Origin of the sequence: Sulfuriferula nivalis, from assembly GCF_009937995.1 — a bacterium.
Taxonomy (GTDB): domain Bacteria; phylum Pseudomonadota; class Gammaproteobacteria; order Burkholderiales; family Sulfuriferulaceae; genus Sulfuriferula; species Sulfuriferula nivalis.
This window is the reverse complement of the sequence record NZ_AP021881.1, coordinates 1,599,113-1,610,685: the sequence shown is the minus strand read 5'-3', so window position 1 is coordinate 1,610,685 and position 11,573 is coordinate 1,599,113. Positions and strand designations below refer to the sequence as shown.

The window sequence follows — 11,573 nt, the reverse complement described above, 5'->3', positions numbered from 1 at the left end:
GAATTACGGGTGCTGATTATCCGTTGACGCGCCTGGATTCACGGGTATCTTGTGGATATTAAGCCAGAGCCACGCGACTTCCTCGTTCGCAAAGTCGAAATGCTGCACCTCTGCATGGACAAAATGTTTCGCAATGTCCGGCATGATATTCGCCAACGCGCCATCCGCAACAACTGCCACTTTCTCGATTCTTTGAATATGCGCCTCGATGAATTTCAAGTGAGCCAGCATCGCGGCAAAGCCTTTCCAGCCGGGAAATGATTTTGCATGTATCAATACGCCGTGCAGCTTCCCATGTTCAGCAAGATAAGTATCAACCTGACTCGTTATCGAAATAAAATCTGCCGCTTCAAGTGGTCCTTCCGGATGCAGTACCAGTATGCCTTCGTCTTGTCGCAAGTCGTAATTGAGCATTGCTTACTCTCCTTAATTAAATATACAAATACTTCTTAGACAACATTCATATTCAAAACATCTTGTGCCGTGTACATGTTAAGGAGCATGGCTGCCCCGGAAGGATGTGTCGGTTTGCTACTTCACTTACGACGTACCGAAATTTACGCGCTACAACCGCTGCAGCGTAATGATGAAAATGGGTGCAAGGTATTGACAAGCAACTTGTCGAGTTCGTTGTGATGGTCATGGCAATTTTTCACCTGGATGGTTATGTGTAAGTGCGGCGCTTTTTGATGCAATGCATGCCATCAGGTCGCGCCAGGATTTTGCAAAGGATGCTGTTCCCTCAAGTTGCAGTTCAGCCGCCAGCGCTGCATCGTTGATGCCCTCGCGGGTAAATTCTGCGATTACCGCTTCCGCCATTACGGCATTAGCTTTATCGGTCGATAATACGTGCTTTATGTTGCCGTGCTCAGCGAAGGCAAGTAGTGTCTTCTCGGGTATGGTATTGACCGTATCTGGCGCAGCGAGCGCTTCTACGTAAAGTGTGTCAGTGGCTGCAGGATCCTTAGTACTGGTGCTCGCCCACAGCAAGCGTTGCTGTAAAGCCCCGGAAGCAGCCAATTTTTGCCAACGCGGGGACGACAGCAAATCACGGTAGGCTTCGTAGGTGCGCATCGCGATAGCGATACCGAGACGATTGTGTAATGTATCCGGAACCTTATCCTTAACAGCGACATCCCAGCGGCTGATAAATAACGATGCCACTGAACCGACCACTGGATCAAGCCCCTCAGCGATGCGCCGCTCGATGCCGCGCATGTATGCCTCGGCTGCAGCAATATAGTGCTCACGGGAGAATAGCAGCGTGACGTTAACCGGCACACCAGCGAAAATCACGTCCTCAATTGCGGGAATCCCTGCCGCCGTACCTGGAATCTTGATGAAAAGATTCGGGCGCTGTGCACGCGCATGCAACTGGACAGCAGCTGTTATCGTGGCTGCAGTATCTTCAGCCAGCAAGGGCGACACCTCCAGCGACACCCAACCATCGACCCCACCCGTGGCGTCATAGATAGGCCGAAACAAATCAGCCGCCCGAATCAGATCTTCCAATGCAAGTTCAAAGAACAACACCTCTCCCGACTTGCCAGCGAGTGTTTTTTGACGGATCGCTTCATCGTAGAAATCCCCCTTCTGCATGGCGTGATCGAAGATAGTGGGATTGGAGGTCAGCCCTGTCACGGAAAGCTCGCTGATATAACGAGCCAATGTACCGCTAGTCAGCAGCTCACGCGTGATGTTGTCGAGCCAGAGACTTTGGCCGAGTTCGTGCAATTGTTGTGTAATTTTCATTTATTCACCAATTTGTGACATACACAGTCTGCTGCAATCAACACTTCACTCTGCTTTAACCAGCCTTTTCCAGAGTAACGCCGCGATATTTCGATAGAAGCGACATTCTTGCCGTTTGTATCAAGACGCTCTGTGCGCTGGAACACATAACATAAAAACACTACGGCACTGTTGATGTACTGATACAGCTGGCATTTCGCCTTGTGTGTTGTGGATTTATATGACTTTCAACTTCGTGCGCTACCGAACAGACCTACACAAAGGTCACGGAGCAATATTGTCATCACTAAGTAGCCAGCACCCACGGACCCACGATCCCTGCCTAACCCATGAATATTCCTTTCACTACACGTAGCCGGCTCATTACAGCCAAAATATGCATCCACACTGTCGTGGGTGGTTTGCTGCTGACCCTGCACGGTTGCTCATCACTTACTTCATCGTATCGTACAGCGCCCGTCGCTATCGAAGTACCGGCCACATGGTCAGTCACCAATGACACGGCATCGGTGGGATCATCTTCACTGACACAGTGGTGGCTGCGCTTTAACGACCCGCTGCTTGGTAATCTTGTGGCACAGGCCATGCAGGCCAATACCAGCGTAAAAAGTGCCGAAGCTGCTTTGCGGCAGGCTCGGGCGCTGCGTGATGTCGCTGCCGCTGCACTGTTGCCGACAGTCGGTGCCTCGGCATCGGCACAACGCAGTAAATCTGGTGATAGCGATGCAATTAACCACTTCAACGCCGGACTGGACGCGAGTTGGGAGATTGATGTCTTTGGCGCCAAACGGAGTGCGCTGAATGCCAGCGCCGCCACGGCGAGAGCCAGCTCCGCGAGCCTCGGCGACGTACAGGTGTCGATTGCCGCCGAAGTGGCGCTCAGCTATATCACCTTACGCGTCGCACAGGCGCGACTGACGATTGCCAGAAACAACTTGGCCAGCCAGCAGGAGACGCAACAGATCACGCAGTGGCGCATGCAGGCTGGCCTGGTCACATCACTTGATGTTGAGCAGGCGCGTGCCGCAACAGAACAGACACGTGCTCAACTGCCGCTCTTACAAATCAGCATCGACCAGGCCAGCCATGCGCTCGCCGTGCTGACCGGCAAGCCACCGGCAGCCCTGCTGACTGTGCTGTCTGCTGTCGCCCCGGTGCCGCAGGCGGATGACAACCTGGCGATGAGCATGCCCGCCGATACACTACGCCAGCGGCCCGACGTCAGGGCTGCCGAATTTCAGGTGACAGCAGCACTGGCTCGCGTATCGCAGGCCGAAGCGGCGCGTCTACCAAGTTTCAATCTTGGTGGTTCGCTCGGCTTGAGCGCGCTGACACTGGGAGCGCTAACCAACGGCGCGTCAGTCGTCAGTTCACTGTTGGCCAGCATCTCCATGCCGGTATTCGACGGTGGAGCCATACGCGGCCAGATTCGCGCTCAGCAGGCCGCGCTGGATCAGGCGGGTATGGCCTACAAAGCTGTTGTGCTAAAGGCATTACAGGAGGTGGAAAACGCACTGGTTGCAATACGCGGCGACCGCGAGCGCCTGTTACATCTGCGCGAAGCCGCCAAGGCGGCGACTAATGCCGCGCGGCTTGCGCGCCAGAGCTACGACAGCGGATTGGTGGACTTCGCGACCGTGCTGCAAACCCAGCGCACCCAGCTCAGCACGCAGGACAGTGTGGCCAGCGCCACTGCCGACCTCAGCGCCGATCATGTGCGTCTGTACAAGGCGCTGGGTGGCGGCTGGATACCCGACAACAACGATCATGCAACATCCCATACCGAACAACGGACTCCGCTATCATGACCGACCTGACCCCCTCACCCGACGCAGCATCACCAGCGCCAACTGCAAACTCAGCTGATGCTAAAACTAAAGCCGAGGTTGCAAACGATCAAGCACCCGCCACTAATCTGGCCGCAATGCTTGACGAACCGACTGCGAAAAGTTGGTATCGACGACCAATGATTTGGGCAGGCGTCGCGCTGATACTGCTGGTAGCCATTGGCCTGTGGTACTGGTATATGAGCCGAATCGCCAACGCTGCACCGGTCTACATCACACAGGCAGTGACGCGCGGCAACCTGACACTGACCGTCACTGCCAACGGCACGATACAGCCCACACGCACGATCAGTATAGGCAGCGAACTCTCGGGCACGGTGCTGAAGGTTAACGCCGATGTCAACGATCAGATCAAGCGGGGGCAAGTACTAGTCGAACTCGACCCTGCTAAATTACGCGATCAGGTCACTGGTTCGCAGGCGGCACTGGACGCCGCTCAAAGTAAAACAAATGAAACTGCCGCCACCATCACAGAGGCGCAAGCCAGCCTTGCGCGTCTTGAAGCCGTAGAAAAACTTTCCGGCGGCAAGGTGCCAGCCAAAACCGAGCTTGATGTCGCCCGTGCGACGCTCACCCGCGCTAAAGCTGCCGATGCCAGCGCCCGTGCTGCCGTTAAAACCGCGCAAGCAACGCTGTCTACCAACCAGATCAACCTGTCAAAAGCATCGATCCGTGCACCCGCCGATGGCGTCGTGCTGACCCGCGCGGTGGATCCGGGCAATGCTGTTGCCGCCTCACTGCAGGCCGTCACTCTATTCACCGTGGCCGAAGACCTCACAAGGTTGCGTCTGTGGGTCTATGTAGACGAGGCCGATGTCGGCGTGGTGAAGCTCGGGCAAGAGGCAACCTTCACCGTCAGTGCGTATCCAAGCCGGTCGTTCCCAGCACACATTACGCGCGTAGGTTTCGGCTCTACGATCACCGACAATGTTGTCACCTACTTAACCTACCTGGACGTTAACAATACGGATCTGAGCCTGCGCCCGGGCATGACAGCCACCGCCACCATCGTAGCCAAACAGCGCAAAGACGTACTGCTGGTGCCCAACGCCGCATTGCGTTACACACCGACCACTGCTGCGGCCGACGCGAAAAAAGGTCTCGCTTCCGGCATCAATTTTGGCCGACCTAAGACCGAGAGCAGCCGCAAGGGCGCTGCCGACAGCGCCAGCACAGCCAACGCACGTCAAGTCTGGGTGCTGCCCGTAGGTGCGAGCGGCACGCCAGTGGCCACGGCTGTTATGCCTGGCATCAGCGACGGCCATATGACCGAAATCATCGGCGGAGACCTGAAAGTTGGCATGCAGGTCGTCACCGCGCAGAAAACCGCGGCCTCAAAATGAGCACGCCCCTGATCCAGCTACGCGGCGTCAGCAAGCGCTATGGTAGCGGCGCTAACGAGCTGATGGCGTTGAACGGCATCGACCTGGAGATCAACGCAGGTGAATTTGTGTCCATCATGGGTCCAAGTGGCTCGGGCAAGTCCACAGCCATGAACATTCTGGGCTGCCTGGACACGCCCACCAGTGGCGAGTATTTGTTCAAAGGTGCGCATGTCGAAGCCCTGTCGCGCGACCAGCGCGCGCGGCTGCGACGGCGCTATCTGGGATTTGTGTTTCAGGGTTTTAACTTGCTTGCACGCACCTCGGCGCAGGAGAACGTGGAGCTTCCGCTACTGTACCGCGGTGACGGTGCCCGCGCCCGTGCCATTGCCGCCAGTCAGGCTCTGCGTGATGTAGGTCTGGCTGGCTGGGAACACCACACACCAACTGAATTGTCGGGCGGACAACAGCAGCGTGTAGCAATAGCTCGCGCCATCGTCACCCAGCCCGCCGTGGTGCTGGCCGACGAACCCACCGGCAACTTAGATACGCAGCGCAGCCACGAGATCATGGGTCTGCTGATGGCACTAAACCGTGACCACGGCATCACCGTGCTGATGGTGACGCACGAGCCCGACATGGCTGCCTACGCGCGCCGCATGGTGCACTTCATTGATGGTCGCATCGCCAAAGATGCGGTCAATCCGAACCCCACCCTCACCGCACCACCGCCCACACCGATGGAAACCATCTGATGCTGTTCAGTGTCTTCATGCTGGCTCTGCGTTCAGTACGACGTAACATGCTGCGCTCGTTCCTTACCATCCTGGGCATCGTCATCGGTGTCAGCGCGGTCATCACGATGGTGACCTTGGGCAACGGCGCCACACAAGCAATCGAAGAGAAAATCACCAGCCTTGGCACTAACCTGCTGATGGTCAGCCCCGGCCAACGCATCGGTGGTGGCGGTCATGGCGGCGTGCCGCAATTCACCGAAGCTGACGGCGAAGCCATTGCCGCGCAGATCGGTGGCGTAGCTGCGGTAGCACCTCAGGACCGCACCACTGCCACGGTCGTGGCCAATGGCAGAAACTGGGCTACCACCGTCGTCGGCAGCAGCAATGCTTGGTTCGAGACTGGCAACTGGCAGCTCGCCAGCGGGCGCCTGTTCGCACCGGATGAACAGCTGTCGGGGGCGGCCGTGTGTATCGTCGGCGAGACCGTGCGGCGCGAATTATGGGGCGGCACAGCAGGCCAGACCGGCCTGGGTCAGCAGTTGCGCGTGAAGCAGTTTTCCTGTGATGTTATCGCTGTGCTGGCGGCCAAAGGACAAGGCGGCATGGGTGATCAGGACGACACCGTACTGCTACCGTTGCACACGCTTCAGCGCCGTGTCACTGGCGGCCACAAGGTCGACAACCTGCTAGTGTCAATGCAGGACGGCAGCGACAGTGCCCCACTAAAGGCCAGCCTGCGGCAGCTGCTACGCGAGCGCCGCCATCTGGCCAAAAGCGATGACGATAATTTCAACATTTTCGATACCCAACAACTGGCCGAAACACTGAGCAGCACTATGGGCGTGCTCACCAGCCTGCTCGGCGCGGTGGCTGCGGTAAGCCTGCTGGTGGGCGGCATTGGCATCATGAACATCATGCTGGTCAGCGTCACCGAACGTACACACGAAATAGGCTTGCGTCTGGCCGTGGGTGCACTGGAAAGAGAAGTGCTACTGCAGTTTCTTATCGAGGCCATGGTGCTGTCGGCGCTGGGCGGTGTAATCGGAATCGTCATCGCCACCGTTGCGTCGTACCTGCTGTCAGGCATGATGGGCGTACCCTACACGTTTGACCCAGCCATCAATCTGTTATCTCTGTTATTCTCTGCAGCCATCGGCGTGGTGTTCGGCTACTTCCCAGCCAGACGCGCCGCGCAGATGAATCCGATTGAAGCATTGCGGCATGAGTAATGCCCTACCCCGCTCTGTGGAACAATACATTTTTCTCAAAGCACTCAATCTCGAATTTGTTCCTAAAGAATAATGGTTAAGCGAATCTACACATTATTGCACTTCAGGATAGTATTAATTTCAATTACAAAATATATGCAATTCACCCCGCAAACCTCATCAAATAGGCATTTGTAGGTTTTTATTTAGCAAAACCACTTGCGTTTTATCCAGTAATCTTTATAATGCCTATCTTCAATTCCCTGATAGCTCAGTCGGTAGAGCGACGACTGTTAATCTATTTCAGCAATTCTACACCCCATCATTTTAATTGATATTAAAGTTCATATATTGCTACAGCCAAGTATTTACCTACATTAGTATCTATTCAGCATTAATATCCCGCAGTTAAATCAACCAACATTAATGTAATTTTCATCAAAAAGCGAACTTTAATTTTTCTAACTATTTGAGTAAAAGACTAGGGTTTATATTGATTTATGTTAGCTAAAAACCAAGGTTAAATTATCTACTTTTCGATCATCTTGTCAGTTGTCATAGTCATGTTTGTCCTGTTGACTCGTTGCCATGATAATGAAGTCGATTGATAAATCCCTCTTCCCAATTCCATTAGGATTTTTTTTGCGTTAGTGTGAATACACACAAAAGGTATTGAAGCTTTCAAAAAACTTGTAGCAGTATTAAGTGCTAGTATGTTGAGTTATACTAACTTGACTGAAGCAACGACTAGATTTCATGATCGCAGGTATGTTTTCTTATCGCCGTTCGCAGGTCTTATACGTACAATTTCCGTTATACGGAAAGCGTATGGAAACAGGTGCAGACAATTTAAATTTAATTAAGTCTTATTTTCGAATTGGAGAACGACAATGTCGATTCAATCTTTAATTGGGCTCGGTGCTTTTACTCTGGTTTTATTTTTATTTTCAATCTATGCTAACAAACATCGTGCTGAAGATAGTGAAAAAAAGAAAGACAAAAATGGTAATGTTTTGCAATCTCTGCCACATACGCCTGAAGACGATGAACGGCTTTTTGCAAGTCCAGAATTTAAAGCAGCATGGGATGAGTTAGAAGAAAAATATGCTGCGTTAAGTGCGATTTATTATAGAAAAAAAGGACATAAAAATGGCCATTAATTCGTTAATTGGTTTGGGTTTTGCAACCCTTATCCTGCTTGTAATTGCTATTTATGCCAATAATCATCGCTCTGAAGATAAGCAGCGAAAAGACAAACAAAATAATTAAGTGACAACTGCATTGCCTTGGCCTGACAAAAAGCCCACTAGTGAGTGTAATACTGCGCTCAAATATAATAGTAACCAGCATTCTGCATATTTTATGTGCAGAAAAATAATCTTCATAGTCACCCAGACTCAGATTCGTCATATGCTCTAAAATTACAAATAAATGCTTGGTCAAAACTCGACAAGCATAGCTCGTCAGTTTTAAGTTAGCGACAAACACGACAACTACTGAGTAGATTCAATCACTAAGCCGTGGTCGATTTGATACAGAATTGATACATTTCTGAAACCTATTGTAACCAGACCATGGTCAACAACTGTTGATCCATATCGTTATTTGCAATGTAGCACGTAGCTACTTAACCAAATAACCGATATGGAGATTGTCATGTTAAACCGCACAAGCAAAGCTGTTCTGATTACTGTACTCACTGGATTTATTGCTGCAACAGCAACTAGCGCAATGGCCGAATCAAAGTTCGAAAAAACGCACCCACGACGTGATCAAGTCAATGATCGTGTACACAATCAGGATAAGCGCATTAACAAGGAAGTTAAAGAAGGTGACATGAGCAAACGCGAAGCTAACAAGCTACATAAAGATGACCATCAAATTCGTCAGGAAGAGCGCGATATGGCGCACCAGGATGGTGGGCACATCACCAAGCAAGACCAAAAAATGCTGAATCAACAAGAAAATGGTGTCAGTAAACAAATAGGTCAGTAATTATGCGACATTACTAATTTGTTATTGTTAGTTTGTTGGGCTAGACAGCAAGTTCATGTTGTCTGGCCTTAATTATTTACTGGTCACATTATGCACTTAAATAAAAAATCGTCAGGTCAACATTATGTAGTGCGGCATATTGGCATGCCTATGCTGCTAGGGTTGTTGTGTATAGTTACTTCGGTGCATGCGGCACCATTGGGTACGATGCAAGCTGATTTGCAGTTGCTGAATCGGATCACATATGGTGTTAATACTGACTCATTGAAGCAATATCAAGCCTTGGGGCATGAGCGTTATCTCCAAAGCCAACGAATAAGGTTAGATTGTGATCGCGAAGCGAGCCACAATCTGAACCGTTTGTTGGACAAGCCCGGCATGGCTGGGGCGGGTGTTGCTTGAGCGCTTATGGAAATATCTTTTTGACTATGCTGGCATAACTGGACGCGTTACGCATCCCACCCGCCATTTCACGACCTTCACGTTGCCATTGCAGCAACTTATTCTATTCAACTCACCGTTTTTAGTCGGCTTTTCGGGCATGTTAACCCAATTTCAGCCTTCTTCAGGGCGAGCACGGCCATACCTGCCTAGTCTGGCAGGTGGGCGGTGTGGGCTGGTTTAGCGCATGGTCTCCCACCCTGTGTCATCTGCTCTGTGTTCCCGTTTTATAGATGGGGCTGATGTGGCTAGCGGTATCGCTTTGATACGTGTGCGCACTATCTTCATCACCCCACCGCAACATTGGCAACGTATCGCTGGTCTGGGTTGCGCTGGCGGCGGATTGTTCCGTCGCCATAGGTGGGTCAGCTGTAGCTGGGTGAGTAGTTTGCTATTGGGATGCAGGTAGCCAAAGTTGCGGGCGCGGCGGTAGCCTTTGGGCAGAATGTGTTGCAGTATCAGTCGCAGGAAGGCTACACCACTCAAGGTACGGGTTTCCATTTGTTTGGTTTGGCTGTTCCGGTAACGGAAGGTGACCTGACCATGCCGGTCGGAGAGGATGTCTTTCTCCTGTATCACCCCCCGATACAGATAGCGCCCAAGGTAGATCAGAGCGTGCTGTCCAGTGCCGACGGCTTTGCAATCCACCACCCAATCGGTCGGGTAATCGTTTGGCAGGGTGAGTCCTGCTTGTCTGATGCCTGCCAGTAATTTGGCACGAAATACTTTGGCCAGGGCTTTGTGGTTAAACAGGTAGTTGCCGTGTTTATGACGCATGCGTCGCTGTTTGGGGTTAAAGGCGACAGCGGGCATGACGAGATGCACATGGGGGTGATAGTCCAGTCGGCGGTTATGGGTATGCAGTACAGTCACCGCCCCTGCGCTGCCGCGCAGCTTGTTGTCGTTTTGGCTGAAGGTGTTGACTGTTTCCCACGCGCAGCGTGTGATCAAGTCATACATGACGCGCTGATGTTGCCAGGCCAGTGTGCGCAACTGGGCGGGCACGGTGAAGGTGAGCATGAAGTAGTTGGCGGGGATGGATTTGTGTAATTGCTGGTCTATCCAGCGCTGTGATTCGTGCGCCTGGCAATGCGGGCAATGCCGATGACCGCAGGAATGTGGCAGGTAGCTGGGTGTTTGACAATCATCACAGGCAAGTTGCATCCTCGGGCTCATCTGGCTACGGCAGGTTTGAAAGGCGGTTAAGGCAGCTTGCTGGCTGGGCAATAGGTGATGACCGTGTTGTGCAAGCAGTTTAGCTGCGTAGGTTGCTACGATGTGCGCCAGTCTGATCATTTGACTTTGCCCCAATGAATGTGGAATTTCTCCATTAATTGATTAAGGCGAGTGTGTGCGCTCTGATGGCGTTGTTCGGTGAGGTGGGTGTAGCGGATGGTGGTGAGGATGGACTGGTGTCCGAGTATCTGCTGAATTTCGAGTAAATCGATGCCAGCTTCTATCAGGTGGGTGGCATAGCTGTGGCGCAGGCTGTGTGGTGTAATTCTTTTTTTAAGCCACAGTCACGGGTCACTTGACCCAAGGTGGTCTGGATACCACCACGATCCAGCGGGGTGCGTGCCAAGTGCGATTTGGCAAGACCGCCGTGTCGATTAGGAAAGAGCAAGCTTGGGTTGCGATGGGTGAGCCAGAAACGGCGCAATACCTGCAAGGTGTTCTCTGATAACGGCACCAATCGATCACGGTTGCCTTTGGCGTTGCGTACTTGCACCCGCATCCGATCCGCATCGATATCCCCTACCTGCAAGCGTAAGCCTTCGCCTAATCGTAAGCCCAGGCTGTAGAGGGTGAAGAAGAATACGCGGTAGCTCAATACGCGGGTGGCCATGAAGATTTGTTGTGCCTGGGCGACGGTAATGATGTCGGGCAGGCTATATGACTTGGGTGGTTTAACCAGATCCGCACCTGGCCAGGGTTGGCTGAGTACATGGGCATAATAGAACTTCAGTCCATACAGATCATGTTTGAGCGTACTCCATGAATGGGTATCCAGGATGCGAACAAAATAGTCGGTTAATTGTGGCTTGGTGAGCGCGTCTATCTGGTCATTAAAATACACCGCTGCGCGCCGTACGCCGTGTGAATACAAGGCGATGGTTTTAGGCTGCATGCCTCTGAGCTTGAGGCAATTCAGCAGTCGCTGGTGATTGTGCTCGAAGTGCGCGGGGATGGGTGTGGGGGCTGTCAATGTCGTCTCCTCGTGGTACAGTAATCAAAATTCCATTGCTGGGGGAGACGAAATTATGCTGCGTA

10 protein-coding genes and 1 pseudogene are annotated in these 11,573 nt (G+C 52.4%); 7 read left to right on the top strand and 4 right to left on the bottom strand.

Going from position 1 to position 11,573, the window contains the following annotated elements; all coding sequences use genetic code 11:
- Positions 1-3: 3 nt before the first annotated feature.
- Positions 4-414, bottom strand: coding sequence for a SpoIIAA family protein (locus tag SFSGTM_RS07915; RefSeq protein WP_162084686.1), 411 nt, complete (start codon positions 412-414; stop codon positions 4-6).
- Positions 415-639: 225 nt separating this feature from the next.
- A complete protein-coding gene (gene tal / locus SFSGTM_RS07910) occupies positions 640-1,752 on the bottom strand; it encodes a transaldolase (RefSeq protein ID WP_162084685.1) in 1,113 nt (370 codons plus the stop codon).
- A gap of 329 nt (positions 1,753-2,081) precedes the next feature.
- Between tal and SFSGTM_RS07905 the strand changes: the two genes are divergently transcribed.
- The 7 genes from SFSGTM_RS07905 (at position 2,082) to SFSGTM_RS07875 (ending at position 9,263) form a co-directional block, all read left to right on the top strand.
- Positions 2,082-3,560, top strand: coding sequence for an efflux transporter outer membrane subunit (locus SFSGTM_RS07905; protein WP_162084684.1), 1,479 nt, complete (start codon positions 2,082-2,084; stop codon positions 3,558-3,560).
- Entirely contained in the window at positions 3,557-4,942 is a 1,386-nt protein-coding gene (locus SFSGTM_RS07900; protein WP_162084683.1) for an efflux RND transporter periplasmic adaptor subunit, read from the top strand. The genes SFSGTM_RS07905 and SFSGTM_RS07900 overlap by 4 nt, the downstream gene beginning before the upstream one ends.
- On the top strand, positions 4,939-5,676 hold the full coding sequence (locus SFSGTM_RS07895) for an ABC transporter ATP-binding protein (RefSeq protein ID WP_162084682.1): 738 nt from the start codon (positions 4,939-4,941) through the stop codon (positions 5,674-5,676). Before SFSGTM_RS07900 ends, SFSGTM_RS07895 begins: the two co-directional genes overlap by 4 nt.
- Positions 5,676-6,887 (top strand): ABC transporter permease, encoded by a 1,212-nt coding sequence (locus tag SFSGTM_RS07890; RefSeq protein WP_162084681.1) that lies wholly within the window; start codon positions 5,676-5,678, stop codon positions 6,885-6,887. The genes SFSGTM_RS07895 and SFSGTM_RS07890 overlap by 1 nt, the downstream gene beginning before the upstream one ends.
- An 869-nt stretch (positions 6,888-7,756) precedes the next feature.
- Positions 7,757-8,026 (top strand): hypothetical protein, encoded by a 270-nt coding sequence (locus tag SFSGTM_RS17015; RefSeq protein WP_179954408.1) that lies wholly within the window; start codon positions 7,757-7,759, stop codon positions 8,024-8,026.
- 496 nt (positions 8,027-8,522) lie between these two features.
- Positions 8,523-8,861, top strand: coding sequence for a hypothetical protein (locus SFSGTM_RS07880; RefSeq protein ID WP_162084680.1), 339 nt, complete (start codon positions 8,523-8,525; stop codon positions 8,859-8,861).
- Positions 8,862-8,951: 90 nt separating this feature from the next.
- Positions 8,952-9,263 carry a hypothetical protein gene (locus tag SFSGTM_RS07875; protein WP_162084679.1) on the top strand — a complete coding sequence of 104 codons (312 nt, stop codon included), beginning with the start codon at positions 8,952-8,954 and terminating at the stop codon, positions 9,261-9,263.
- 219 nt (positions 9,264-9,482) lie between these two features.
- Here the strand turns inward: SFSGTM_RS07875 and SFSGTM_RS07870 are convergent, their stop codons facing one another.
- Positions 9,483-10,598, bottom strand: a complete 1,116-nt coding sequence (locus SFSGTM_RS07870) for an IS91 family transposase (protein ID WP_162083488.1) — start codon at positions 10,596-10,598, stop codon at positions 9,483-9,485.
- A pseudogene (locus tag SFSGTM_RS07860) lies at positions 10,595-11,508 on the bottom strand (tyrosine-type recombinase/integrase). Before SFSGTM_RS07860 ends, SFSGTM_RS07870 begins: the two are co-directional and overlap by 4 nt.
- Between the last annotated feature and the right edge of the window lie 65 nt (positions 11,509-11,573).

Coding starts and splice junctions, on each gene's coding strand:
- SFSGTM_RS07900 (WP_162084683.1), top strand. CDS start 3,557: ATGACCGACCTGACCCCCTCACCCGACGCAGCATCACCAGCGCCAACT.
- SFSGTM_RS07890 (WP_162084681.1), top strand. CDS start 5,676: ATGCTGTTCAGTGTCTTCATGCTGGCTCTGCGTTCAGTACGACGTAAC.
- SFSGTM_RS17015 (WP_179954408.1), top strand. CDS start 7,757: ATGTCGATTCAATCTTTAATTGGGCTCGGTGCTTTTACTCTGGTTTTA.
- SFSGTM_RS07875 (WP_162084679.1), top strand. CDS start 8,952: ATGCACTTAAATAAAAAATCGTCAGGTCAACATTATGTAGTGCGGCAT.
- SFSGTM_RS07895 (WP_162084682.1), top strand. CDS start 4,939: ATGAGCACGCCCCTGATCCAGCTACGCGGCGTCAGCAAGCGCTATGGT.
- tal (WP_162084685.1), bottom strand. CDS start 1,752: ATGAAAATTACACAACAATTGCACGAACTCGGCCAAAGTCTCTGGCTC.
- SFSGTM_RS07880 (WP_162084680.1), top strand. CDS start 8,523: ATGTTAAACCGCACAAGCAAAGCTGTTCTGATTACTGTACTCACTGGA.
- SFSGTM_RS07870 (WP_162083488.1), bottom strand. CDS start 10,598: ATGATCAGACTGGCGCACATCGTAGCAACCTACGCAGCTAAACTGCTT.
- SFSGTM_RS07915 (WP_162084686.1), bottom strand. CDS start 414: ATGCTCAATTACGACTTGCGACAAGACGAAGGCATACTGGTACTGCAT.
- SFSGTM_RS07905 (WP_162084684.1), top strand. CDS start 2,082: ATGAATATTCCTTTCACTACACGTAGCCGGCTCATTACAGCCAAAATA.